The following is a 25940-nucleotide window of genomic DNA, read 5'->3' as shown; positions in this document are numbered from 1 at the left end:
CAAGACTGCGACCGGTTTCGAGGCATGTAGTCCGACCGGTCCAGGCAGGCGATCATCGCGAATAGCAATGTAGTTCAATGTGTTACGCGTTCAAGAAGGCGCCGCGTTGAGGCGCTCGCAGCAATTTGCCGCCGCCCCCCGGACCTCCTCGAACGCTTCATCAAGAGCCGATTGCGCCGTCACAGAGTGATGAAGTGAAAGGTCTCGGGCAAAGACAGTCAAGGGATCGGTTGCCCATACCACATGCATGCGAGTGGATATTGAATGCGATTTTTCCCGAAACTATCTGTTAATTAGCCTGCTGGAAACAGCTGGCATGTTCTGTCAACTACAATCTTTGGAGGTTGTGATGGCAACGCTGATGGAAAGGAAAAAGCCGCAGGACTGGATGAATCTCGTCCTCGCAGTCGCCCTTTTCGTCTCGCCTTGGGTCATGGGCTTCGCTGGTGAGTTCATGGCCGCTTGGAACGCGTGGATTGTCGGCGTCGTCATAGGTGCTCTGGCGCTCGCCACATTGACCGCGTTCTCAGAATGGGAGGAATGGGCGAATATTGTAATCGGGATCTGGCTCGTTGTCGCACCCTGGCTTCTCGATTTCGCCACGAATGCTAATGCCATGTGGACACATGTGGTCCTCGGCCTGCTTGTCGCGGCGATATCAGCTTGGGCTCTCTGGGATGAGCGCCAGAATCCTCACGCGCGCGCTTGATCGCGATGGTGCCCGCCGCCCAGGTGGCGGGCACCATCTAGCCGACCGGCCGTCCTAGTCATATCATCGGTGATCCTGACCAACTTAGCCGCCGTAGTCCTTCAAGATCACCCAAGAGCGCTTGAATTGCCGGAGCAAGGTTTACGACCATAGCCGATGGAAAAAGCAGTTGAACGCATTGCTATTGCAATGGTCATCGTCTCGGTCTCCGCGTTCATCTTGCTGCCGATCGCGTTCAAATCAGAATAGACGTGAACACGCCCGCGTACCTCCGCCGGTCCCGTCCGGGTCCCTGCCACACTGACAAGATGCAGCTCGTTACAACACTGCAAAAATTGTTACCCTGGCTCCACCATCCACGCACGAACTGTTGCATGGTCTGACTCGTTGTTATTACGAGCAGAATGGAGTGCGTCGGAATGTTACGCTGGCGCTCCCTGAGCGGCCGGCGCGCGCTTCCGAAAGCGCAGAAAGCTCATGCAGGTCGCGCGACCGTCGTGCGCCGGGTCGCATCTCCGCCCGCCACGATCTCGCGCAGTTCATCCTCAGTGATCGTCTCCTGCTCCAGAAGCAGCTTCGCCGCCCGTTCAAGGGTGGGTCGCTGCTCCTTAAGCAGCGCAACGGTCCGGTGAAACGCGTGCTCCACGATCCTGCGGACCTGCTCGTCGATCATGGCAGCAGTCGCCTCGGAGTAATCGCGCTCGCGGGGGCCATAGAGCGGCTCGGGGGTCAGGAGGGAGCGGCGATCCCGCTCGAGCGCTACATGCCCCACGTCCTCGGTCATGCCGTAGCGGGCGACGATGGCTCGCGCAATGTCGGTGACCTTGACCAAGTCGTCGGCCGCACCCGTCGACAGGTGGCCGAAGGCGATCCATTCCGCGGCGCGACCGCCTAGCAGCACCGCCATCTTGTTCTCCAGCTCCTCTTTCGTCATTAGGAAACGGTCTTCGGTGGGTCGCTGGATCGTGTAGCCGAGCGAACCTATGCCGCGCGGGATGATCGAGACCTTGTGAACGGGGTCGACCCCGGGCAACGCCATAGCGACGAGCGCGTGGCCCATTTCGTGATAGGCCACAATCTCGCGCTCTCTTGGATTGAGCAGGCGATTGCGCTTCTCTAGCCCTGCAACGATCCGCTCTATGGCGTTGTTGAAGTCTCCCATGGTCACGGCATCAGCCTTGCGCCGCGTTGCCAGCAGCGTTGCCTCATTCACGAGATTGGCGAGATCCGCTCCCGTAAAACCCGGCGTCAATGCGGCGATCTGCTCCGACTTGACGTCGGCAGCGAGTTTGGCTCGCTTCAAATGTACATCCAGGATTTGCATGCGGCCGTGCTTGTCCGGGCGGTCGACGAGGACCTGCCGATCGAAGCGTCCGGCCCGCAACAGCGCGGGATCGAGAATTTCGGGTCTGTTGGTAGCGCCGAGGAGGACGAGTCCGGCCGAGGGGTCAAAGCCGTCGAGTTCGACCAGCAGCTGGTTGAGGGTCTGCTCCTTTTCGTCATGCCCGCCTGCCATCGGGCCAATTCCCCTGGCACGGCCGAGCGCGTCGAGCTCGTCGATGAAGATGATGGTCGGCGCTTTGGAACGCGCCTGTTCGAATAGATCGCGCACCCGGGCCGCACCTACCCCGACGAACATCTCCACGAATTCAGAACCGGAGATCGAGAAGAAGGGCACCCCTGCCTCGCCGGCGACCGCTCGTGCCAGTAGCGTCTTGCCGGTCCCCGGCGGACCGACGAGAAGAATGCCTTTCGGCATCCGCCCCCCGAGGCGGCCATAGCCCTTGGGATCCTTGAGGAAATCGACGATCTCTTTCAGCTCGTCTTTTGCCTCGTCGACGCCCGCGACGTCCTTGAACATCACACCGGTGTCGATCTGCATATAGATCTTCGCCTTCGATTTGCCGATCTGCATCAGCCCTCCGCCGAAGCCGCCCCCGAGGCGCCTCAGCATGAACATCCAGATACCGATGAAAATCACGCCTGGGATCACCCACGACAGTAGGTCGCGGACGAACGTACTCTCGATGTGGCCGGTAACGACGACGCCACGCTCCTGCATCTGCCGGGCGAGGTCCGGCTCGACCCGGGTCGTGATGAACATTGGTTTGCCGTCCTGGGGCGCCTTGAAACGTCCCTGGATGAACTGGTCAGAGACGGCGACCTCCGCGATCTTGCCTTCGTTGAGATACGTTTCGAACTGGCTGTAAGGGATTTGCGCTATCTGCGTGGCGCTCGCGAAGATGTACTGAAACATCATCAGCGCGAAGAAGGCCACGATCCAGTACCAGATGTTGAACTTCATCTGCCTTTTCATGTTTGCAGCCCATCGAATTGCAGCGTCGCCCGGCTGCCGGTCAGACTGGAAGAAGGATTTGCTCCGCCGGCAGCAACGAAACGTCGGCGGACAGCGACGGTTCCCTCGTAAGCGCCAGGCGCAGATGGTTCGATGCTTCTGGAATCAGGAGGCCGGACGCGATCTCTTGGAAGTCCTTAGCCATGCCAGCCGTCCCCCGCGTCACCAGTGCTCGTTGCAGGACCTGAAGCCGTGCGGGGCAGCCTAACCATGCCGCGCTTCGATGGTCAGCAACCGAGATCGGATACAACCTCTTGAACCAAAGAACCGAAGGCATCGCTACGCCTACCCTTGCCGACGAAAGCTGCAACCCGCCCCGCCGCCTCATCGGCGATATCAGCGATCCAGCTCAGGTACTCGAATATTTTGCAATCTTGACGGAAGCAGCGAGGGAGGGGAATGACGACCTGCAAATAGTTCTGCTGTCGACGCCGTCCTTGAACGCGTGAAGACGGGCATCGCGGCCTTCGACGACCTCATGATGGGCGGTCTGCCGCGGCGGCGGACCACCATCGTTGCCGGTACGCCCGGCAGCGGAAAGACGGTTTTCGCCACTCAGTTCCTCTCCCAAGGCATCATGGAATTGGATGAGTCTGGCGTCTTCGTAACCTTCGAAGAATCCCCATCCGAGATCGAAGCGAACATGTCGACTTTCGGATGGGAGATCGGTCGGTGGCTGCTGGAAGAGGATTGGGACATACTAGAGCCGCTCCTGGAGGAATGGTCTGCCACGACGGGTGCGGTTTTGCATGAACTCGGTGACACGGTACGCTTCGCCTATTTCCCGCGGGGCAGCAGCCTGATCTCCTACTTCGTTGTCCTAAGCGAAGGACGCGCGGTGGAAACGGCGCTCATAGGCCGGGAGGGGGCCGCGGGCGGAATCGTCAGTCAGGGGCGTCTGCCGGCTTTTACGCGTGCAGAGGTGCAAGTCGGCGGTCCCTTCTACCGCATTGAGCTTAATAGTTTGGAGGGCGCCAAGAAGCGCTCGCCCACACTGCGCCACTTATTCGCACGCTATGCTGATTGCCTCATGGCCCAGATCTTTCAAGCGATCGCCTGCAACGCAGTCCACTCGCTCGAGCAAGGAACGGTGAAATGGCTGCTCGCCGCGATCGAGCGCACGGGGACCGTAGACTGTTCTTACCCAGGAGCAGCTCTCGGCGATGCTGGGCGTGGGGCGCAGCTATCTCAGCCGCATCATACATAGCTTGAAACAGCGCTCAGTCATGGAAACAGGCGCGGGCGTATCGCTGTCCGTGACGCCAGTGCGTTACGGCAGCTCGCATGCGAGTGCAATGCGGCCGCGGCGCGCCACTTCCGGGATGTCCTCAAGGGCGTCTATCCGGTCGACACCTGAAAACTCCCGTCCCTTGCTCTCCTGCTCCGCAGAAGAATTCGTTATGGCCGCCCGCTCCGAACGCAGCAGACGTCATGCCCTGATCTCCTGACGCTGGAAGACGACATAGGCTAGGGTAAAAAGTAGGATCATTGCCGCGATCATTCCTGAAAACTGTGGCCAGACGATAATCAGGCTCTGCATTGTCGGCAGGGGAGCGCCGGCTATGGCGCCTTCGACCTGATCGAAGAACAGCGGACCGACGGATCGAGCCGCCGGGTTGAGCAGGATGGCGGCAACTTCGCCGTAGAGCTTCTCAGGGGACAATCGAGCGATTGCCTGTTGTGTCTCGAACTGTGTTACCACCGTCATGGGATTGAGCGGATCGATAGGTGCCAGCGCCCCGGCGATCAGGGGCGCGACCATGCCCCAGAACATCGTCAGGACCAGCCAAACAGATAGTGCCGCGAGCGCTGAAGTCGCCGGGGAGCGGATCAACGTCGAAAAGGCGATCGCGAGCGCGAGCCAGACGCCAGCATAGGCGAGCGTGGCCGCAAGATAAGCGGTGCCACGAACAACGTCGGCGGCCGAGGGAGGCAGTCCGAGGAACAAGATGCCGAGTCCGGTCATGATGAGCCACAACGTCAAAAGCGCGATAGCAAGGACGATCAATGCGCCGAGGAACTTTCCGGAAAGCACGGCGTCGCGATAGATGGGCTGTGCCAGGAGGCGGCTCATCGTCCGGCGCGCGTACTCGCCATTAACCGCGTCGAACCCGAGCGCTATCGCCACCAAAGGCAAGAGAAAACCCAAAAAGGCCACAAAGGACGGCAGCGGTTCACGTGACACTGTGAGGAGCTTCAGAAAGAGGAACGGGTCCTCCGCCGTGGTTTCTGCAATCCTGCCGATCGCGCCATAGACCGCGCCGATGGCCGTGAGCATCACAAGCAGCATGATCAGGTGCATGCGCGCTCCAGTCATATGGTCGGCGGCCTCCTTGAGAGCGACTGTCATTGTTCCCTTGAAGGGCGATCCTTCACGAGTCATGGCTAAACTCCTCGAAGTAGCGGTTATAGGCCTGATCAAGCCGGGCACGCCGCAGGTCGAGGTTTTTCAACGCCCCTCCTTTTTCGATGATCAGTCGGGCAAGCTCCGGCCTGATGTCGCGCTCGGCTTCGATCAACCAGTGGCCAGCTCTGTCTGGCTCGACCGCCTTCACGTCGCTGGACATCTGATCCAAACCGGACAGATCTATCCCGTCCGCCTCAACGTCGATGACGAATGCGGCGCCACCGATCCTCGCGTTGAGCTCTTCTATTGTGCCAATGAATCCGATCTTGCCTTTGCTGAACAAGGCGATGCGGCTGCAGACGGTTTGTACGACGTTGAGCATGTGCGACGACAATAGGATGGTCATGCCGTCTCGGCTAAGAGCCCGGATAAAGTCGAGCAATTCCTGGGTGGACTGCGGATCAAGCCCGGACGTCGGCTCGTCCAAGATCGCGACGCTGCATTTGCGCATCAGCAGTTCGGCCAATCCCAGGCGCTGGCGCATGCCGCGCGAATAGGTGGCAACGCGCCGGTCCGCTGCCTCCGTGAGCCTTACCTTGTCCAGCGCGGCCGCAATACGCTCGCGCGCCAGGTCCTGGGACATGCCGGCTAGCCGCGCCGCATAGGCAAGGTTTTCCCGGCCCGTCATTGTCTCGTAGAAGCCGACGGCGTCGGGCAGGTAACCGACCTCCTGCTTGACCTCAAGCGGTTGACGCAGCGGATCCTTGCCGAGGATCCTTACGCTGCCCTCACTCGGTTCCGTCAAACCCAGCAGCATCAGGATAGTGGTCGTCTTGCCGGCACCGTTCGGGCCGAGGAGACCGACGACCTCCCCGGCTTCGACTGCAAGGTCGACGCCGCCAACGGCGATGGCGGAACCGTAGCGTTTGACCAAGCCCTTTGCTTCGATGATGGTCGTGCTCATCGCCGCCCATACCTCATCACTGCCATGCCAAGAACAACGGCCGCGGCTGCGATGACGCCGATCCCGGCCATGCCCCACGCCGTCGATGCTTCGACGGTGACGCGGAACTGTGCCGATTCCGAAACAGGGTCGCCGTTTGCGCGGAGGGATACCATGTAGTCCCCCGCTATCGCCCGCTCAGAGGGCGTGATCTTAACGTTGACCTGGCTCGTTCCGTCAGGTGCGATCTGATCGATGCGCTCGGGATCGAACTCCACTTTCCAGCCGGACGGCGGGCTCGCCGAGAGCGCAATTTCCCTTGCCGCGGCGCTTCCGGTGTTTGCAAGGGTGAACGGGAAGCTCGATTCCTTACCGGCCACCGCATCGCCGGAGAGCCGCTCCTGAGGACCTGTAAGCGTGATATCGGGTTGGCCGGTTATCTCGACGGTGAGTTCCGCCGCGGCGCTCGCGCCGCCTCCCGAAACCTCCATCGCGACCGGGTAACGCCCGGCCGGCGTTGAGCGCGGCGGCGTCACTTCCAGCGTCACCGTCTCCGTCGCCCCGGCTTCTATCGGTAGGCCCGTGATTTCTTCGGAACCGTAACCGCGCTTGAAGCGTGTCTGGAAGCCGTGCGGGACGTTCGCGACGAGGTTGAAGAGGCTTTCGTCGCCATCATTCGTCACGTCCACCTTAAAGCTGAATGTCGAACTCGCCGTTCCTCGCAGCGCCGGCAGTTCGGGCTTGAGCTCCAGCCCGCGTTCTGGCTCGCTGGACAGGCCGACGGATAGCGGCAGCTCGGCCACTTGATCGCCGTAACGCGCCCTGACATCGATCGCGACCCGGTCACCGGCCGCACCCTCGGGCGGTGTGAGTTCAAGTTTCACCTCCTGTGTCGCATCCGGCCCAACGATCACCGCTGAAACGTCGCGGTTTCCGCCCTTCAACGACCACTTCCAGTCCTGCGGAATGCCGGACACCTCGATGGAGGCCCGCTGCGGCGGCTGGTTCGAGTTGCGAAGCGTGAGCGGGATCGTCTCGGTTTCACCGGGGCGGATCGCCAGTTCGGGATGCGGCGTGGTCAGCCAGAAACCTGTCAGTTCCGCCGTGCGGCTCTGCGGCTCCTGCCCCGGCGCGGCGGCCGGATAGCCCAGAACCGTTGCGACGGCCATGAGCATTGCAATGATCGAAAGCGCAGTCTTCTTCATCTCCTTCTCCATTTGCGCTGCACGTCTTCGCGCCGAACCCCGTCAACGAACCACGAGGAACAACCTCATGCCGTCCCGGAACAGATCCAGCGCGAGCGTACCGGTGACCTCCTTCAGGGCAGCCGCCAGGTCGGCGGTAGAGCCGACCGGCCGCCGGTTTACGGCGACGATGACGTCGCCTGCCTCCAGACCCGCACCGGCTGCGGCGCTTCCATCTTCGACGCCGGTTACGACAACCTTGCCGGCGGCATCCTGGAAGTGCGCTCCTTCAAGCGCCCGCGGCATGCTCGATACATCTCCGTTGCCGTCTTCCGGCTCGACGCGGAGTGCGAGCGTCTTGCGGCTGCCGTCGCGCAAGTATTCCACCGTAACCTGCGAGCCGACCGGCGCCAGGCCGATGCGGTTGCGAAGATCGGCCGACCCGGAGATGCGATGTTCGTCCAAGGCGACAATGACATCGCCGGCCTGAAGACCCGCGCGAGCCGCCGGCGAATCCGTGTCGACACTGCCAACGACGGCGCCGTGAGTCTCGCTAATGCCAAGGGCTTCGGCGAGGTCGGGTGTGAGGTCCTGAACGGCAACCCCTATGCGTCCGCGACGCACTTCGCCGTGCTCGATCAATTGCTTCATCACCGCAGACGCCATCCCGACCGGGACTGCGAAACCTATGCCGACATTGCCGCCCGCCGGCGCGATGATCGCGGTATTGATGCCCACGAGCCTGCCGTCGGCGGTCACCAGGGCGCCGCCCGAATTGCCGGGGTTGATGGAGGCGTCGGTCTGGATGAAATCCTCATAGCCCTCGACATTGATGCCACTGCGGCCGAGTGCGCTGACGATGCCTGAGGTGACCGTCTGGCCGAGCCCGAAGGGGTTGCCGATCGCCACGACCGTGTCGCCGACGCGCAACCTGGCCGAGTCGCCGAAGGGAAGCGCCGTCAATCTCTTCGCGTCGATCCTGAGCAGGGCGATGTCCGTCGCCTGGTCACTGCCGACCAGCTCCGCCGTGAAGCGACGGCGATCCTTCAACGTGACGGCAATCTCGCCGGCATTGGCGACGACATGATGGTTGGTCAGGATGTAGCCCTTGTCGGCATCCACGATCACGCCGGAGCCGGCGCTCATACGCTGGCGCTGTTCGGGCAAATTGAAGTATCGGCGGAAGAAAGGATCGTTGTAGAGCGGATTGGATTCGGCGGGGTCGCGCGACCTCACGGCTATGTTGACGACCGCCGGCGTTATGGTTTCGAGAACGTCGGCGAGGGACCGCTGCGGGCTCGCTGCAGTTTGCGGCTGCGCCGGTGATACCGGCGTGGGTATCAGGACCAGAGCGAGTGCGATGAATAGTCCGATATATTTCGACGAACGCGTGTTCATTTGCTTGCCCCTGAACTTTGCAATCCTCCTTTTGTCCGGGCAGGCAAGGATTCCTTGGAATCAGGCGTCCAACGTATGCAGCAATGCCCGGAACCGCCGCGCCCACTCATACGCGCGTTCCTTCTCAGTTCGGTCGATCGATCTTCGCGCGCCAGATGCGCGCGAAGACGCCATTCCCATTCAGAAGTCCATGCCTCCGCCGGGCATCGCCGGCGCGGGTGCCTCCTTCTTCGGCTTCTCGGCCACCATCGCCTCCGTCGTCACGAGCAGACCCGCAACCGACGCGGCGTCCTGTAGCGCGGTGCGCACCACCTTCACAGGATCGATGACGCCCTGCTCGAAGAGGTCGCCGAATTCGTTGGTTTGGGCATTCCAGCCATAGCTGAGTTCACTCGCCTCGCGCAGCTTGCCGACGATGATCGAGCCCTCGGCACCTGCGTTCTCGGCGATCTGACGCACCGGCGCCTCGAGCGCTCGGCGAACGATTTCGACACCGTGTCTCTGGTCGGCATTGTCGGTCTGGACATTCTTGAGAGCTGTAACGGCTCTCAGAAATGCGACGCCACCGCCGGGCAGAATGCCTTCCTCGACCGCTGCCCGAGTTGCGTGCATCGCATCGTCAACGCGATCCTTGCGCTCCTTCACCTCGACCTCGGTGGAACCGCCGACGCGGATGACGGCAACACCGCCGGCAAGCTTCGCAAGCCGCTCCTGCAGCTTCTCGCGATCATAGTCGGAAGTCGTCTCCTCTATTTGGGCCTTGATCTGGGCTACGCGTCCCTGGATCTGCTCCTTGGAGCCGGCACCGTCCACGATGGTCGTGTTTTCCTTTTCCACGACTATTCTCTTGGCGCGACCCAACATGTCGAGCGTGACATTCTCGAGCTTGATACCAAGGTCCTCGGAGATCGTGGTGCCGCCTGTCAGAATGGCGATATCCTCCAGCATGGCCTTGCGGCGATCGCCGAAGCCGGGCGCTTTCACCGCTGCCACCTTCAGTCCGCCGCGCAGTCTGTTGACCACCAAGGTGGCCAGTGCCTCGCCTTCAACGTCCTCCGCTATAATCAGAAGCGGCTTACCGGACTGCACAACGGACTCGAGTACCGGAAGCATCGCCTGCAGGTTGGACAACTTCTTCTCGTGGATGAGCACATAGGGTTCTTCGAGCTCTACGCGCATCTTTTCCTGATTGGTGATGAAGTACGGCGAAAGATATCCGCGGTCGAATTGCATGCCCTCCACGACCTCGAGCTCGGTCTCGGCGGTCTTGGCCTCCTCGACGGTGATCACGCCTTCGTTTCCCACCTTCTCCATCGCCTGGGCAAGAAAGCGCCCGATCTCGGTGTCGCCATTCGCCGAAATGGTGCCGACCTGGGCGATTTCGTCGTTTCGGGTGACTTTTCTGGCTTTGCTCCGCAGTTCTTCAACGATGGCGTCGACGGCTTTGTCTATGCCCCGTTTGAGATCCATCGGGTTCATGCCGGAGGCAACCGCTTTCGCACCTTCCCTCACGATGGCCTGTGCCAGAACCGTGGCGGTCGTGGTGCCGTCGCCGGCTATATCACTGGTTTTCGAGGCCACTTCGCGCACCATCTGGGCGCCCATATTCTCGAACTTGTCCTCAAGCTCGATTTCCTTCGCAACCGTAACCCCATCCTTGGTAATCCTTGGAGCGCCAAACGATTTGTCGAGCACCACGTTGCGTCCCTTCGGGCCGAGCGTGACCTTGACGGCATTCGCAAGGATATCGACGCCGCGCAGCATCTTCTCACGAGCATCGGAATGGAATCTCACTTCTTTGACAGCCATTTTCCTACTCCCTCAGTAAATGGTCCTTCCCATCGGCGCGCTCATGCGGCCGTCCTGGCTTGCGCTTCGGCCTCGACCACGCCCATGACATCCGATTCCTTCATGATCAGTAAGTCCTCGCCGTCGAGCCGGATTTCCGTGCCGGACCACTTTCCAAACAGGATACGGTCGCCGATTTTCACGTCGAGCGGCCGCAGCTGACCGCTGTCGTCGCGCGCGCCGGGGCCGACGGCGATGACCTCGCCCTCCTGCGGTTTTTCCTTTGCGGTGTCGGGAATAATGATGCCGCCGGCGGTCTTTTCCTCGGCTTCGATGCGGCGGACCAGAATACGGTCGTGCAACGGACGGAACGTCATGTCGTCCTCCCTTTAGAGCAGCTTGTTTCAAGGGGTCCTCCGCGCCGCATCCGAAGCGAATCCGACGCGGGGCGCGCGACCTTTTGGGCGCGCGCAATCGATCTGGTCTTTGCTTTTTCGGGTTTCAAGAGGACAGCGAAAAATTTTAGCACTCGACCTTCTGGAGTGCTATCGAGCTGGAATGCAAAGGCTGTTTAGCGCGGCACTCGGGATGCCGTTCCGGATTGACGCCTTCAGGGTCGTCGCTGCTCGGGACGTTTCTCTCGTGCAGGAAGGTTGCACTTGAAGAAGATGCCAGGGCCAGCCACCCCTGCGGGGATGAGCCAGAAGCAGCCCCTCCGGCTCACCCGTATCAACGTGTCTATTGGTCGTTTATCGCGATGCGTTTGACTTTCGATTGACCCTGTTCCCCTCCCCTTTGGGCGCTGCCCGCATTGAGCGAAGATTGTCAGAAAGACACCGCCGCCAACCTGCCGCTAGGCCGGACGACGGCCCGGGACTGGATCGAGATCCTCGTCCGCCCATCTCCGGTAGTCGCAGCAGTTCTGCAGTCGGCAGATATGGCACATCGTCGACTAACTCATACCCGGCCTCGTTTAGCTCGCGGACAGGCGAAGGCCGGAGTTTCAAGTCGCCAGTTTCGTGTCCCGGGCATGAAGGACAGACTAGGCCGCCACGCGCAATTGCTTACACGCGGGGCATGTACTTGCCGGACTTTGGTCCGGTTCATCGATTGGAAAGGCACAACGCCGAGCGACACCATTGAGGAATATCGGAGTCACCGGTGCGGCATCCTCGTCAGCCGCTCGAGTGAGTGGCGCCTCAGAGCTACATATTTGCCCTCCACGCAGCTCCGAGGCGTCACCGCCTTACCGTGGGATTGCCGATGCGAGAAAGAAGAGACTTCGATTATGACCTTCTTAGCCGAGAACCTGAGCATCTCGCAAAAAGCTTTGCACAGGCTCATGGAAGAACGGCTCTCGACCGCTAAGCCGACGGTCAGACGATGGGGCCTAGATGCGCATCTGTCTGGTCAGCGTATCGGGGCTAGATGAGTGTTGGGCCCGCGACGACTCTTTGCCAACTTCCGGCACCCAGGCGCAAGTCCCCCAAAAATTGGATTGTTGAGGCGGCCTGGTGAGCTCGTTCCTCAGAGGCCCGAACCACAGGAGAACCAATGCCGCTTCGAGCGGCAGGGCCATGACAACTATGAGCACTACGCCTGCCATTTACCTCAGACGGCTCCGTTAGTGTTTGGCGGTCATCCCTGGCTGGTCAGCATTGTGACTGTTGCTCTGCCAGAGCATCTGCACCCATGAGGCCGGTATGCAGATGGTCGGCTGCCCGTGTCCAATCTTGAGCTCTTGTTCTTGTGAACATAGAACCTGAGGCTCCCAGAAAAGTTCCTCAGACGGCTTCAGCAGGAATGCGCGGCGTTTTTGTTAGCGCTCCAACTCGATTTTTCGGCGCGTTGGCGGCGACAGGTTCCAACTGTTGCTGCGCCCGCTGTCATCATGGCGGCCGCTAAGGCAGCAGCCCGGAACATCTTCCTCTTTGCTCGGTTTGCAACGACCCAGCACAATCATTGCGCAGGCGGAGGATCGAAATGGCTAATAACAGGCGGAACGCAGATCCTGCCGAGGGCTCCCGGGACACGATTGAACATGAATTGCAAAATCGTGACCAGGACAACAAGGCACCCACTCCGACGAGCCAAGCGGAGGAGAACCGTTCAGGTGCTGCCGATGAGAAGGAACAGCGTGTCCGAAGGCGCGCTTACGAGATTTGGGAACGCGAAGGCGGGATTCACGGTGACCACGAGCGCCATTGGGAACTGGCCACCAGCGAAATCGACGAAGAGGAGCAGCTTGGCTCTTAGCCTTAACCCAGCGGCGCGCGGCGGGTGAATGGCTCCACCCGAAAAGAGTCGACCGGGGCGGTGGTCGTAGGGCGCCCTCTTTAGGGGCTACGGAACCTCGGTCGAGCGTTCAGGGTCAAGGAACGAGGCGTACCAGACAAACGGAACGAAATGTAGATTCAGATCGTGGAGGCACCATGTTGACTGAAGCACAGAAAGTGACGCTGGAGCAAAGCGTTCGTGACGTCCTGCAGGACTTCGATCAGAGCGGTGCCGCCTTTACGGCGCCGATGCTCGTCTCTGCCCTTAGAGAAACTGATATCGCCGAAGACGAGGATCTTCTTGACCAGGAAGATACGGAAGCGTTCATCACCGACATTGTTACGCGCCGCCGCGACGAACTGGACGGAGGTCCACGCCAACTCGTTGTGCTGGAAATCGATCCGGAGCAGAAATGGGGGTTCAAAGACGCGTAGCGGTCGCTTTCGACGCTTCGGTTGGAAGCAGCGCTCCCTAGAACGCGATAACCGTGGTCCCAATGACCGCCTGCACTTTGAGCAGCGAAGGGCGACGAAGGCTTCGGTGGGTAGGTTTCCGACACCGTAGCGGTTGCCTTTGCTAACCAGTCCAATCATCCCGGTCAATCCTCGCGTGTGCGGAGCCACGTTCCCGTCGACATTATGCGATCTTTCTAGCCGGAACGTGAACTCCTCGCGACAAGCCGTGTAGGCGACCGGTCTAGTGTCGTTGGCCGACTTGGGGGCAGCCTCCGCCGTATTGCGCCTGTCTTGCGTATCGGACAACTGACACAGCACCGGATTGCGAATTGGCACTTTGTAACCCCTCAGGCGCAAATTGTTCCCCGGTAACTGCTTCGCTGCTTACCATGCCGACCGATCCCCAAGCTCGGAGCTCTGCAAAGGAATGCTCGAGGCATCGGCCCTCAGCTGAAACCGACACACCTGCCGCCATCAAACCTCAGCGGGAAGCTCGATCTTGCCCTCGATCGAAGCTGCGCGAAACAGGCGTCGCTCCCCGAAACTTAAGGTCTGGGATGGCAGGCTGCGGATGGCGGCCACGGTGTGCGGCTGGGCGTGAAGCAAGCTAGCAGACGACAGCTTTGTCCCTGACTTCCCGAGCGAGCGGTGTAGAATACAGCTCTGCAGTACGGGAGCCCTGCCCATGCCGAAGGCAACGCTTGCCGCCATCTTCGCTTCCATGTTGGCCATGGTGCCGACGCCATCTGCGGTGGCTTACGGCGAGACAGCGCTTGACCGCTATGTCGCCGCGGCCGACCCGGCCTACCGGTATGAGCTGGTGACGACCATACCGGGCGACGGCTACACCGCGCACGTCCTCGACATGACCTCGCAACAATGGCGCTCGGCGCGCGAGGTCGATAAGCCGCTCTGGAGGCACTGGCTGACCATCGTCAGGCCTGAGCGTGTCGAGACTCGCATCGGCGTTCTCGTCATAGGCGGAGGCTCAACCGCGAGCCGTCCGCCGGCGCGCATCAATCCTCTCCTCACCTCGCTTGCGGTGATGACGCGCTCGGTGGTCAGCGAGGTGCGCATGGTGCCGAACCAGCCGCTCACGTTCGCAGAGGAGGAAATGCCGCGCTCAGAGGACGCGATCATCGCCTATAGCTGGGAGAAGTACCTCAGGACCGGCGATGAGACATGGCCGCTCCGCCTGCCGATGACGAAGAGCGCGGTCCGGGCGATGGACGCGGTGACCGCGTTTTGCGCCAGCCCGCAGGGCGGCGCCACGGTCGTCGATCGGTTCGTGGTCGGAGGTAGATCGAAGCGGGGCTGGACCGCCTGGACCACGGCCGCCGTCGATAAGCGAGTGGTGGCGATCGTCCCGATGGTCATCGACATGCTGAACATCGAGCCCTCCATCGAGCATCACTATCGCGCCTATGGACGCTGGGCCTCTGCGCTCGGCCCCTATCAGGAAGCCGGGCTCATGCAATGGCTCGGCACGGCGCAATCGCGCGAGCTCCTCGCCATCGAGGATCCTTACGCCTATCGTGATCGGCTGACGATGCCGAAGATGATCGTCAATTCGACGGGGGATCAGTATTTTCTACCGGACTCTTCGCAGTTCTACATCGATGGCCTGCAGGGCGAGACCTATCTGCGCTATGTGCCGAACACCGACCATTCACTGCGCGGTTCGGACGCGGCAGAGAGTAGCCTCGCCTTCTACCAATCGATCATCGCCGGCTTGGAGCGGGCGCGATTTGAGTGGAGCTTCGAAAAGAACGGATCGATCCGTCTCAGGACGCAGACGGAGCCTACGGTGGTGCGATTGTGGCAGGCGGCCAACCTGACAGCGCGTGACTTCCGTCTCGAGACGATCGGGCCGGCCTTTCGCAGCTCAGTGCTGAACGACGAAGGGGACGGCGTCTATACCGGCAAAGTGGCAACGCCAGCCCAAGGCTGGATCGCCTTTTTCCTCGAGATGACCTATCCGAACGAGCTTGGTAATTCGTTCAAGTTTACCACCGGCGTGCGCGTGGTGCCGGATGTTCTGCCGTTCGAACCTCCGCGCAGCATGGAAAGCCAAGCACTTCCTGGCAAGGAAGAATGATCAGAAGTTGGCAGGTAGTCGTGAGAATTTAGCTGTGCACATAACTCGAGGATGAGCACTTTACGTGACAATCGCGCCGTGGCCACTGCACTTAAGTGCCGCGCGAGAGCCGCAGTTGCAATTTCGCAGAATGGACGCGCTTAGCGACCGCCCAATCGGTAATGTGGAACGACCACCCACCTGAGACCCTCGATCTATCGCCGACGTGACTGTCGACTGTGCATCCCTCGCCTTGAACGGGATCGAACCTCCGACCTCTTGATAATCGGCGTGCTTAGGGGACTGCAGGGACCCACGACGCCATAAGTGAGGCTGCTTCTACTCGTCGTCGAGCTCGCTGGGCCACTCCTGGGCGCCATGCAGGACACGCAGAATTCGAATTCTATCCGCCATTACCATGTAGGCTGCAATGTAGGGAGTCCGAGGGATAACAAGCTCTCGAGTTCCGGCAACCCGGCCAGGGCGGCCGCTTTCCGGAAAATCAAGCAGACGACGTACCGCTCCTCGTCAACGTGGACCGCCGCCCCCGGATTCTCCCTTTCGATGTAACTGAAGATGGTGTCGCGATCGTCCAGCGCATATCGCGCCCAGACAAGCCTCATCGATCACCCGCCGCAGCCTTGCGCAAAGCTGCCGCCTGGCGCTCTCGAAAGTGCGCATCGGCGTCGGCATCGTCGACGTCGGGTCGGGTATCCTCGAGTGCCCGCAACACTTTGGCGCGGAACCAAGCGTCGTGCGCCTCGCTGTGACTGAAGAGTTCCAGCGGCAGGGCGCCCTCATTCGCCGTCCGGGTTAAGAGGATTCGAACAGCGTCCGAGACCGTCAGACCCATGTTCTCTAAAACCGCCGTGGCGCGCTCTTTGACGTCGGCATCGATCCGAGTCTGAACAAGTGCATTTGAAGCCATGTGCAATCTCCTTCATCGCCAATGTAATGCACATGCATGACAAACTCTAGAGCCGCCGCAACTGTCTCATGCTGCATTCACACCGACTCGGGCCGGCGACAGCGCCGTTCCTGTTGATTACTTTATGCGATTTTTGATGGAGGGGACGAGCGCGATAACGACGCGCCCGGAAATCTGGCTCATCTCCGATGCCCCTGAGGGGCAAAAAGAGGCAGGCTGCGCATACGTATCAAAGGTCATCGAGTCTGAGCCGCATGGCTAGGAGGTCAACGAACGCGCGCACCTTCGCGGGCGGACGTGTACTTTCTTGCCAGAGGGCATGAATCGGCACTGGCTTGGGCTCAAACGCCTGCAATACGATTTCTACCTGCCCGGCATCCACAAGATGCCTGATCTGCCACAGAGGAGAATACCCCAACCCTAGGCCACTTCTTACAGCAGAATAAATCGCTGCCATTGCATTGGAGCGAAACGAACCCCGGACTCCAACCATCCGCCTCTTTCCATCAATTTGGAAGGCCCACTGCCCCGGTCTGTTGCCGATTGTTCTGACAATGCAGGCGTGCTGGCGCAATTCCGCAGGATGTTCTGGCCGGCCATTCCGAGCAAAGTAGGAGGGTGCTCCGAACACCACCCGCCGTAGCGCACCCAATCTTTTACTCTGCAGGTTGGAATCAGGCAGGTCGGCAATGCGGACCACTACATCTATCCCTTCGCTTGCAAGGTCGACGAACGCATCTGTCAAACTTAGATCGACCTCGGCCTGCGGATAGCTTTCAATGTATTCCGCGACGATCGGAACTAGAAAGTCTGGCCCGAACAGCGTTGGCGCACCCACGCGCAGAATTCCGGATGGTCCCGTCCTGCGACCAGCCGCCTCAAGTTGGGCCTCTGATTTCCAACACCGCTGGCTTCACCCGCCGATAAAAGGCCTGACCAGCCTCGCTGAGCGCAGAATGTCGTGTCGTGCGGTGAACAAGCTGAAGCCCAACGTCGATTTCAAGTGATGTAAGGGAGCGGCTCACCGCTTGCAGCGAGCGATTGAGACGAGTCGCAGCCCGGGTAAGGCTACCACTTTCCGCGATATGGATGAATGCTTCAAGGTCTTCGAGGCGGCTCATATTATCTCGAATATTGTGATTCTATCTCCATCGCGACGTCAATTGTTACATCTTCCACAGGAAATTAAAGTGCTCCCGCGTCATGAAATTCGCAAAGGACACGCTTATGGTATTGAACCAACCAAAGATCCTCGTTGTTGGAGCCACCGGCAAATTCGCGCGCTGGGTTATTCCCGAACTGATGCGCCGCGACGCTGTCGTCCATGCGCTCGTGCGCAACGATGCACGGGCAGCCGTCGCCCGCTCGCTGGGTGTGGCCGAGGTTTTCATTGGAGACCTCCGCAATACAGACAGTCTTGCCGAGGCAACGCGAGGCATGGACGGTGTCTTCCATATTGGCCCCGCGTTCACGCCTGACGAAGCAGCAATGGGGATTGCCATCGTCGAGGCCGCAGAGCGAAACGGTGTGAAGAAGTTCGTCTTCTCGTCGGTGATCCAGCCTACGAACACGCGCCTGAAGAACCATGCAAGCAAAATCCCGGTCGAGGAGGCGCTTTACTCGTCACGGCTCGAATATACAATCCTGCAGCCGGCGAACTTCATGCAGAACATCGGGATCGCGTGGCCATCGATCATTCTGCATGGTCGCTTCGGAGAGCCATTCCCGAAAGACATCAAGATCGCTCGCGTTGACTACCGCGACGTCGCCGAGGTCGCAGCCATTGCACTTACGGAGGACAAGCTGGCATTTGCCACGCTTGAGCTGGCGGCAGGTATGTTCAGCCGTAATGACGTTGTTGCGGCTATCTCGGCAGAGCTCGGACGCCCGATAGAAGCGTTTGAGCCCAGCTTCAGCGAGTGGGTGCAGAGCGCCCGTCTACCTTACAGTGAGCAGCAGATGCACCTGCTCTCAAAGATCCACGAGCACTACAGAAACTACGGACTTGGGGGAAATAGCCTTTCGTTGACCGCTGCGTTGGGCCGCGAACCTCGTTCGCTGCGTGATTATATTCGGGAGTTGGCACGACAGAACGATCCGTTAACGCCCCATCTCGCTAAGGATTCGTAGTCATGCAAATCGACCGTGAGCAATTGATGCGACGAAAGCTCCCGCCGGGCTATGCGAGAGTTGTGATGCCACTTGTTCTGTCCACCTTGATGTCGGGGGTCGTATCGGCAGTGGCTACCGCTAGTAACATAGGGCCAGGAGCCAGCTTTACTGCGGCCTGGCCGAATGCGTGGGTCGCCTCATGGATGGTCGCATTTCCCACGCTGCTCGTCGTGTTACCACTCGTGCGTCGGCTCGTGGCAATAGTCGTGGAGCAGCCACATTAAAGCCACTTACCTTCGGCTCACGCCTCCGATATAGCTAGACTTTCCTCCGCTACGGCGGCGTGGACTCCGATCCCGTTTCACAGGCAGGCGTGAGAGGGAGTCCCGAGGCTGCGCCCAAACATGGGCGACGATCCGGTGAAAATCATCGCTGGCGGTGCGGCCAGCAATCACGACCGAAAACTGGAGAGACTCTGTGGCCCCTGATTCCGCAAAGACGTCGGAAATGAAGAAGCAAGACGATAAATAGCGCCCTTCCCTACCCCCCCGCCCTTCGACCGAAACCTGCACCTCGATCGATTACAGTTAGTGATATGCTGCCCATGCGCTATCGGATTCTCTCCAGCACCGGCGGGTTAATTCCGCCGCCCGCGCTCGGCGCGCTTTTCCCCTCACTCCAGATACTCAAATATTCATATTAAAGTACTTTCACTTCATACTTACATTTGCAGAATATCCAGTGAGAATTGGGAGCTATATTATTCCCCTCTCGGGATATTATAATTCCTCTTCACGCTGAGGAGCCCTATTATGGCAAGGATTGTTGGAACGAGTGCCGACGATACTCTGGATGGCATGGCGGAAGGCGACCGGATCTGGAGTCTCGACGGCAATGATGTCGTGGATGGCGGCGCAGGCGACGACTTCGTCGATGGCGGGGCCGGCGACGATGCGCTGACAAGTTCAAGCGGCTTTGACGAGTTCACCGGCGGCGAAGGCAATGATCGGCTGTCGTTCATCGGTGTCGGCGGCGCGGCACGGGGCGGCACGGGGGTCGATACGCTTGTGGGCGATTACGCCGCAATATCCGATGCCTTCCTGTTCGATGGAATGCATGGCCACGCAGCCTTCGGCGATCTGTCGGTTAAGGGAAACCACCTTTATTTCCTCGATATCGAGCGGCTCTCTCTGACGACCGGGATCGGCGATGACAGGATCATTGCCACGGGCTTCAGCTTCGTCAACGTCCATACCGGTGCGGGTGACGACCGTGTCGAAACCGGCATCGGCGATGACCAGATCTATGCTGGCGACGGCCGGGATCTGCTGTTTGGCGGCGGCGGCGACGATTTTATTCACGGCGGTCAGGGCGACGACTACGTTAACGGCGGCAACGACGACGACAGACTCGAGGGGGAGGATGGCAATGACAGTCTTGTGGGCGGTCGTGGCAACGACCGGCTCGACGGCGGGAGCGGCGATGATGACGTCAATGGTGGCGACGGCAACGACTCTCTGACCGGAGGCCTCGGATCGGATACGGTGACGGGCGGTGCCGGGGATGATTACCTGAGCAATAGTTTTGCCGCCGGAGACATACTGCTCGGCGGCGACGGCAATGACACTCTCTCGGCGGGCGGGGAAGACACCGCCTATGGCGGATGGAGTGATCTCTACGGCGGCGCCGGCGATGACAGACTTCACATCTATACGGATGGTTCCTTGGGCGCATTGGACGGCGGCGAGGGTTTCGACCGAGCGAGCATCGCCCTCGATGATGTGCCCGCCGGCTTCGTTCTCGATGCATCGCGTTTTGGCTCGATCGAGGAGTTCAACATTACCGTTAAATCCGCCTATCGAGGCGTTCACCTCTCCGGCGGGAATGGCAACGACAGGCTCTTCTGTTTTGATACCTACAGGGAAGGTCCCAGCGGAAACGATGTTTTGAACGGGCGCAACGGCGATGACATACTCGTCGGCGGCAGTGGAGCAGATAGTCTGCTGGGCGGGGAGGGCAACGACTCGCTGAGTGGCGAATATCACTCGGACAGGCTGCTCGGCGGCGCCGGCGCAGATCTTTTGACAGGTGGATCCGATGCCGACACGTTCATTTGGGACGAAGCCTCTGTCCGCAATGACAGGAGCGTCGATCGGATCACCGACTTCCGCGGCGGGGACGGTGATGTGCTTCTATTCCGCGGCTTTGGCGGTACCGAGTTTCGCGACTTCGAAAGCTTCCTCGCCGCCGCCCGGGACACGCCCGAGGGGGTTTACGTCAGTTTCGATGGCGACGCCCACGGCATATTGATCCAGAATACCCTGCTCGCTGATCTTTCGGCGGCGGACGTCTTGTTCGCCTGAGCACAGGTGTCGCCCTTCCCGAAAGCCCGGCGCCTCCTACAATGACTACCTCAGAAATGAAGGCGAGGAGCGTGCGCCTGATTCGTTCCGTCTGCGCTCCCATCTCAATTCCCTGCCCAGGAAGTGCCTTGGTTACCGCACGCCCGCCGGGGGTCTTCATGGCCCATTTGCGCGATTGCGGGTGGGTGCTCTACGCGCGCGCCAAGCAGGCGCTCGATCGGCTGAACCAGCTCCTCGATCATCCACGAGGGACGCGCATGCCTTCCGTCGCTATCTATGGCGACAGCGGCATGGGCAAGACGATGATCATGAAGCGCTTCCGCGACCAGCATCCGCCAACGTTCAAATCACTGACAGGAACACTGAGCACATCGGTTCTGGCCATAGAACGATTGTCGCGGCCATTTCGGATATTGGCCTGTGATCTAGTCGCCTTTGGATGAACGTTCAGCGGCCAGGTCGTCTGTCGCGACCCGACATCCCAGAGCTCTTGCCTCTGAAAGTAGCGCACTCACCAAGGCAGCGTCTGCGAAGGGCCGAATTGCGGTAAACCTGAGAACGAGCCTCGAGGCCAGTTGCGATCTGGCGGCAATCTGATCGCGAATATGAGCCCAATTTGCAGGATCAGAAACATTGTCGTCCGAGAGAGAATATCCAAGAACGGATAGAGGGTCGGATTCGAGTGCGTCCAGGACGAGCTTGATCATATGCCGGCTCAGGAGCGGCGCTGCTCCCAGCGCCTCCAGTGCGGGCACAAACACTGTGTCCTCATGCTTCGTCCCGTCCCGGCCGGTCAAACGAGGCAAGCACTCTCCATACAGGACATGCCCCGGACCGTCGAAGGTGTGCATGTTCTGAACGACAAGGCCGATACGATCTTCGGCAATTGCTTCCTGAACAATTGACACGTGCCGCTCATCGAGCAAATCGAGATCAAGCATGCAATCCTCGCGGTACGAAGGACCTGCAGCGATACCGCTTCGGGTATCTGGGCGTTGCGGGCGGTCTCGGTTGGTGGCTCGTGAGGCATTACGGCGCATGTTCTATCCACTATGCGGTTCCCTGAACGAATCCTGTGACAGGCTTTCAGGAGATCGTGGCGGCAAGCTGTTCTTCATAGCCAGTGCTCGCAAGTCGGCGTGCCAAGCCGCGGCACGAAGCATCGGAAATCGCACGAAGGGCGGTCTGCTTTGCACGAATTGCGTCAGCGGTTATGACCTATTTGCTGATTCCGCAATCAGACGCCGCGCCTGACCAGCCCCAGACGCGCCCTGAGTTCGGCTATTTTGGCGCGGCTTACCGGCACCAGATGCGGCACTTCTCCGTCCAACTCGACGACGGCACCATCGCCTTCCTTGCGGATCAAAGAGACAAAGGGGAGGGATACGATATGGCTGCGGTGGACGCGCATGAACGTGGCTCGGTCGAGTCGCGCTTCCGCTTGCGAGATCGCCCACGGACACATGCGCTCACGGCGACCGTCGTGAACGAGTGTATAGTGTGCATTTGCCTTGATGCTGCGGATCTGTCCGATCTCGACGAAACGGGTTCCGTCGGCGCCCTCGACAGGCACCCGAGTCACTGCGGCGACACCGGACGGTCCACCGTCAAGGCGGTGCCTTAGCCGACCCTGCTCCATCTGCGCGGCGGCTGAATCCGGGGTACTCCCGTCAAGCGTCGCCGCTTGGGCATAAATGGCATCAGTATCGGCTTGGCCAGCGGACGCTGAATTCAGAGCGCGCGACACCGGTTCGGGTACGAGAAGCAGCAGGAAGCCGAAGACAATCAGAAAACACAAAGGCGAGACTATCAGGGCCAGGGCTTCCCGGGAAACGGCCAGTGCGCTTGCCGCGTGGTCGAATGGTGTTTCCGGCACGAAGCGCATGCCATGCATGGCGGTAAAATGCATGCCGGAGACTGCGATACCGAACGCCGTGGCGCTCAGCGCGAGCCGCATGCCGCCATGCCGGTCCAGAAAGATACGTAGGCCGCCATAGGCCGCGCCCACGGCGATCGCAACGGAAGCCATGATCATTGGGCGCTGGTGCTCGATGTGAAAGCTGCCGGAAAGACCATGGATGCCGACATAGTGCATCGATGCGATGCCGAGGCCCAGCAGCAACGCCGAGACGACAAGCCGCATATGCGAAGGCTCGCCGAGCGAGACGAAGAACAGCGAGATCCCCATCACAAGGGCGCAAATCAGAAAGGACACGACCGTTGGCAGTACAAGATAGGTGGCGTGGAGGGGTATCGGCGCGGCCAGCATCGCGACGAAATGCATGGTCCAAACGCCGACCGCAAGGAAGAACGCCGCGCAGGCAAGAAACATCCTGCGCCCGGCAATGCCGGTGCCCCGCACACGGGCGGCCAGCCCGAATCCTGTATATCCCCCCAGGATGGCGATCACTACTGAAAGTGCGATCAGAAGGGGGTCGTGCCCTGCAAACATCTCCCGCCTGACGGTGCGAGCTTCTCTCTTGCACCACCTAAAGGTCGCGCACGCCGATTGCAACGATCAATTTGCCTGCTTGAGATGCGTAACGGTCGCATTGTGGCGATCACGCGATGGCTCCGCTGCAATGACATTGCACATTGAATGGGCCACTTGGCGATCTGGATCATTGGCCCATTTGTGACGCCCGTCTCGTTTACGGGCGCCTCGGGAAATTGGCCTGGCCAGACATGCTGCTCACCGCTCGGCTTGCCTCAGCCCTCGCTTAAGGTAGCCATGCGATCGAGCGCTATATTCAATCCGCGGAGCGAAACCGGGACCGTCAACTGGGTCTCAGCGGCTGTCGTGACCTTGAGCTTCAGCACCGAACCTTTTCTCAAATTTTCAAGCGTCGGAGGATCGATCGAGAACTGGGCCAGGCACCCCGTGGGTAGGCAAGTCCTGAACCGCAACGCGGATAATGGCGTCTGATCGTCGATCTGCGGCGTCACGCCCGAATCGAGCAATATTCCGAAGGGCAGAAGCAGCATTGCTGTTGCAGACCCGTCCGCATGCCTCTGCATCTCTACGGCGAGGAGTCTTTGGCCGTTCTCCCGCGCCTGGTCCTGCGAGAGCAAACAGACTTTGGTGTTCTCCCTGATCGAGCAGGCTACACTCCAATCCTGGTATGCCTCGCGGAGGGACGATGCTCCACCCGGTAGGGCCGCCACCCGTTGCTGTGCCGTGGCGGACGACAGCAATGGGCATAGGAAAACCCCGCAGGCGAAGATCAACTTCGACACACTTTTCATGTGCACACCCACTCGCGGATTTTGCATGCATCTCCACTCCGCTCACAAACCTGCAATGCAAGGTCTTCTGCTTCCCGACGGGTCTGCGCCGACTTTGCGCCCCACCCCATGAGCCGGCCGGGCGTCTCCTCGCCCACGGCGAGCGCGCCGCAATGGTTGTAAGGAATGCCCGTGTTGTCATCGTCATCCCAGTGCCGGTGATTGCGGAATAGGCTTACCACGACGCAAGCGTTGCCGCCGTTGCGCTCGCAGTGCTCGAGGGCAATGTCCATTGCCTCCTGCCGCTTATCGGCACCCCAAAAGAAACCGTGCTTCCCATCGCTCTTGGAATAGGCGATTGCCGCCCAGATTGCTTTCTCCTCCTGCGGCGGAACGGGTATGTCCGCCTCCGTCGCAGAGAGATCTGCCGCGCTCAACCGCGCAGCGGAGAGCAGCACCATGCCTGCCGCACCGAAAATAAAACGCAGTCTCATCTTCGCCTCCTTACTGTGCCGCCGCCGAGGCTACGGAAATGACGATGCAGCTGTCGCCGCTCGGCAGGAGCATCGCGTTTCCTCCGTTATCGGGAAGTTCGTAGACGCTGATCTGCGCAAGATTGTTGGTCAGCTTGCTGCCCTTCGGAAGCATGGCCGGCATATCCGAACATGATGCGGAAAACGGTGCGATCCGGACCATCGAGCCTTCACAAAGAGATCCGGTCGGCGCAGCGACTATGACACCCGCGGCAGGACCGCTATATTGTTCTGTGGCATAATTCATGCCTACCAGCGCCTGCACCGCATGTGCATCCGGTTTGTCGTCGTTCCAAATCGATTGGACGCCGTATTGGGAACCGTTGGTGAGCAGCACTCCCAAGCCCGGAAAGACGTTGGAGCAAGCCAGCAAACCAGCCTCCCTGGCGTGCTGTAGAAACGGTGTATCGGCCCGGCTCGGGTTGGTTGCTTCAGTTTTGGCGACCGCCGGCTGCGACAGGACATTCCCGATCCCATCGTAGCGCAAGGCAACGTAACCGGCCGCGCCGACAACGGCGAAACCGAGAAGCGACAAGACAGCCCTTTTCGGCCAACTCCGCTTCGGTTTGATCCGATCGTTGCTCTCGATCTCAGGAGGATCACCGCTCTTTCGAGACATTATGCGATCGTGAATGGACTGCTGGTTCATCAAAATGCCCCTGTTAATTGATTGCCTTGACGGCCGTGGAAAGGCCCTTGAGAGTTGCGGTCACGCTGACGATCCTCCCGTCTCTTGTCGCATAGGACACCGTTGGTGCGGCGTCCTTCGAGATCTGCTCGCGCATGATCGGGCCGATCGGCAGCATCCCGACACACACGGCTGCGTTGCATCCATCGAGTCGAACCTCTACCGGCTCCATGCGGTCCTCGAACTTCAGCGAAATCGAGCCATCGCTCCTGGCAACCGGTGCGGTGCGCAAGATCATGTAGGGCTTGCCTTCCGGCGTGGCGGCAAGAGACCAACTGAATGCGATCTGTCCTGCCTGGTTTTCAATCGTCTGGGTGACGTTGCAGACCCTTTGGCGGGCCTTTAGATTTTCGTCGCAGATCAGTATCCAGTTTTCAAACGGACGGATCATCCTCTGGTACTCGCCAAGCGGGACCGCCGGCGGCACCGCCACATCGGAAGGCCTGATGCGAAAGCCGGAAGAATTTGCCTCCTGCCCGGCCGCATATTGGCCGGACAGGAGCAAGCAAAGCACCAGGTTGAATATGACTGCGAGCGGTCGCCTGTTCGTCATGCCG

General features: G+C 60.1%; 22 protein-coding genes and 3 pseudogenes. 9 read left to right on the top strand and 16 right to left on the bottom strand.

The features are described 5' to 3' along the window. Positions 1 to 346: 346 nt before the first annotated feature. Positions 347 to 709, top strand: a complete 363-nt coding sequence (locus M1D43_RS26775) for an SPW repeat protein (protein ID WP_086023400.1) — start codon at positions 347 to 349, stop codon at positions 707 to 709. Positions 710 to 1184: 475 nt separating this feature from the next. On the opposite strand, the gene ftsH is transcribed toward M1D43_RS26775, so the two are convergent. Beyond that, the gene (gene ftsH, locus M1D43_RS26770; RefSeq protein WP_044558321.1) at positions 1185 to 3026 is read right to left on the bottom strand and encodes an ATP-dependent zinc metalloprotease FtsH; all 1842 of its coding nucleotides are present in this window, start codon (positions 3024 to 3026) and stop codon (positions 1185 to 1187) included. 517 nt (positions 3027 to 3543) lie between these two features. Between ftsH and M1D43_RS26765 the strand changes: the two are divergent. Further along, positions 3544 to 4422: pseudogene (locus M1D43_RS26765) on the top strand (Crp/Fnr family transcriptional regulator). 72 nt (positions 4423 to 4494) lie between these two features. Here the strand turns inward: M1D43_RS26765 and M1D43_RS26760 are convergent. From M1D43_RS26760 to groES, 6 genes are all read right to left on the bottom strand, one after another. Next, positions 4495 to 5448: an ABC transporter permease gene (locus M1D43_RS26760; RefSeq protein ID WP_020479881.1), complete on the bottom strand. Its 954-nt coding sequence runs from the start codon at positions 5446 to 5448 to the stop codon at positions 4495 to 4497. Continuing rightward, positions 5438 to 6376 carry an ABC transporter ATP-binding protein gene (locus tag M1D43_RS26755; protein ID WP_017276601.1) on the bottom strand — a complete coding sequence of 313 codons (939 nt, stop codon included), beginning with the start codon at positions 6374 to 6376 and terminating at the stop codon, positions 5438 to 5440. The genes M1D43_RS26760 and M1D43_RS26755 overlap by 11 nt, the downstream gene beginning before the upstream one ends. Continuing rightward, positions 6373 to 7560: an NEW3 domain-containing protein gene (locus M1D43_RS26750; RefSeq protein ID WP_234893750.1), complete on the bottom strand. Its 1188-nt coding sequence runs from the start codon at positions 7558 to 7560 to the stop codon at positions 6373 to 6375. The genes M1D43_RS26755 and M1D43_RS26750 overlap by 4 nt, the downstream gene beginning before the upstream one ends. Positions 7561 to 7602: 42 nt before the next feature. Then, positions 7603 to 8937, bottom strand: a complete 1335-nt coding sequence (locus M1D43_RS26745) for a Do family serine endopeptidase (RefSeq protein WP_017276603.1) — start codon at positions 8935 to 8937, stop codon at positions 7603 to 7605. A gap of 180 nt (positions 8938 to 9117) precedes the next feature. Beyond that, positions 9118 to 10746 carry a chaperonin GroEL gene (gene groL / locus M1D43_RS26740; RefSeq protein WP_017276604.1) on the bottom strand — a complete coding sequence of 543 codons (1629 nt, stop codon included), beginning with the start codon at positions 10744 to 10746 and terminating at the stop codon, positions 9118 to 9120. A 41-nt stretch (positions 10747 to 10787) separates the two neighbouring features. Further along, on the bottom strand, positions 10788 to 11102 hold the full coding sequence (gene groES, locus M1D43_RS26735) for a co-chaperone GroES (protein WP_017276605.1): 315 nt from the start codon (positions 11100 to 11102) through the stop codon (positions 10788 to 10790). Positions 11103 to 12708: 1606 nt separating this feature from the next. On the opposite strand from groES, the gene M1D43_RS26730 reads away from it, so the two are divergent. From M1D43_RS26730 to M1D43_RS26720, 3 genes are all read left to right on the top strand, one after another. Then, complete coding sequence (locus tag M1D43_RS26730; RefSeq protein WP_017276607.1) at positions 12709 to 12981, top strand: DUF2934 domain-containing protein; 273 nt, start codon at positions 12709 to 12711, stop codon at positions 12979 to 12981. Between the two features lie 176 nt (positions 12982 to 13157). Next, the gene (locus M1D43_RS26725; protein WP_017276608.1) at positions 13158 to 13436 is read left to right on the top strand and encodes a hypothetical protein; all 279 of its coding nucleotides are present in this window, start codon (positions 13158 to 13160) and stop codon (positions 13434 to 13436) included. Positions 13437 to 14142: 706 nt separating this feature from the next. Further along, on the top strand, positions 14143 to 15555 hold the full coding sequence (locus tag M1D43_RS26720; RefSeq protein WP_153443965.1) for a PhoPQ-activated pathogenicity-related family protein: 1413 nt from the start codon (positions 14143 to 14145) through the stop codon (positions 15553 to 15555). 318 nt (positions 15556 to 15873) lie between these two features. Here M1D43_RS26720 and M1D43_RS26715 read toward each other — a convergent pair. The 3 genes and pseudogenes from M1D43_RS26715 to M1D43_RS26705 form a co-directional block, all read right to left on the bottom strand. Further along, a pseudogene (locus tag M1D43_RS26715) lies at positions 15874 to 16157 on the bottom strand (type II toxin-antitoxin system RelE/ParE family toxin). After that, entirely contained in the window at positions 16154 to 16462 is a 309-nt protein-coding gene (locus tag M1D43_RS26710) for a type II toxin-antitoxin system RelB/DinJ family antitoxin (RefSeq protein WP_127637991.1), read from the bottom strand. Before M1D43_RS26710 ends, M1D43_RS26715 begins: the two are co-directional and overlap by 4 nt. A 229-nt stretch (positions 16463 to 16691) precedes the next feature. Next, positions 16692 to 17583 (bottom strand): annotated as a pseudogene (locus tag M1D43_RS26705) (LysR family transcriptional regulator). Between the two features lie 82 nt (positions 17584 to 17665). Between M1D43_RS26705 and M1D43_RS26700 the strand changes: the two are divergent. The 4 genes from M1D43_RS26700 (at position 17666) to M1D43_RS26685 (ending at position 21380) form a co-directional block, all read left to right on the top strand. Next, positions 17666 to 18592, top strand: a complete 927-nt coding sequence (locus tag M1D43_RS26700; protein WP_164852589.1) for an NmrA/HSCARG family protein — start codon at positions 17666 to 17668, stop codon at positions 18590 to 18592. A 2-nt stretch (positions 18593 to 18594) separates the two neighbouring features. Further along, positions 18595 to 18858 carry a DUF2798 domain-containing protein gene (locus M1D43_RS26695; protein WP_080590566.1) on the top strand — a complete coding sequence of 88 codons (264 nt, stop codon included), beginning with the start codon at positions 18595 to 18597 and terminating at the stop codon, positions 18856 to 18858. Positions 18859 to 19386: 528 nt separating this feature from the next. Then, entirely contained in the window at positions 19387 to 20937 is a 1551-nt protein-coding gene (locus M1D43_RS26690) for a calcium-binding protein (RefSeq protein ID WP_017276429.1), read from the top strand. A gap of 158 nt (positions 20938 to 21095) precedes the next feature. Next, complete coding sequence (locus M1D43_RS26685; protein ID WP_017276428.1) at positions 21096 to 21380, top strand: TniB family NTP-binding protein; 285 nt, start codon at positions 21096 to 21098, stop codon at positions 21378 to 21380. Here the strand turns inward: M1D43_RS26685 and M1D43_RS26680 are convergent. From M1D43_RS26680 to M1D43_RS26655, 6 genes are all read right to left on the bottom strand, one after another. After that, positions 21363 to 21878 (bottom strand): EAL domain-containing protein, encoded by a 516-nt coding sequence (locus M1D43_RS26680; RefSeq protein ID WP_017276427.1) that lies wholly within the window; start codon positions 21876 to 21878, stop codon positions 21363 to 21365. The two genes, M1D43_RS26685 and M1D43_RS26680, sit on opposite strands and share 18 nt — an antisense overlap. A 296-nt stretch (positions 21879 to 22174) precedes the next feature. Continuing rightward, positions 22175 to 23389 (bottom strand): MHYT domain-containing protein, encoded by a 1215-nt coding sequence (locus M1D43_RS26675; RefSeq protein ID WP_017276426.1) that lies wholly within the window; start codon positions 23387 to 23389, stop codon positions 22175 to 22177. Between the two features lie 257 nt (positions 23390 to 23646). Beyond that, positions 23647 to 24183, bottom strand: coding sequence for an invasion associated locus B family protein (locus M1D43_RS26670; RefSeq protein WP_017276425.1), 537 nt, complete (start codon positions 24181 to 24183; stop codon positions 23647 to 23649). Next, positions 24180 to 24656, bottom strand: a complete 477-nt coding sequence (locus M1D43_RS26665; RefSeq protein ID WP_017276424.1) for a DUF4189 domain-containing protein — start codon at positions 24654 to 24656, stop codon at positions 24180 to 24182. The genes M1D43_RS26670 and M1D43_RS26665 overlap by 4 nt, the downstream gene beginning before the upstream one ends. Before the next feature lie 10 nt (positions 24657 to 24666). Continuing rightward, positions 24667 to 25344 (bottom strand): hypothetical protein, encoded by a 678-nt coding sequence (locus tag M1D43_RS26660; RefSeq protein ID WP_026030062.1) that lies wholly within the window; start codon positions 25342 to 25344, stop codon positions 24667 to 24669. Between the two features lie 13 nt (positions 25345 to 25357). Then, positions 25358 to 25936 (bottom strand): invasion associated locus B family protein, encoded by a 579-nt coding sequence (locus M1D43_RS26655; RefSeq protein ID WP_017276422.1) that lies wholly within the window; start codon positions 25934 to 25936, stop codon positions 25358 to 25360. Positions 25937 to 25940: the final 4 nt, after the last annotated feature.

It is taken from the genome of Ensifer sp. R1-3 (assembly GCF_056739175.1).
Note: the sequence above shows the minus strand (reverse complement) of the source record. Positions and strands in the feature narration are given on the sequence as shown.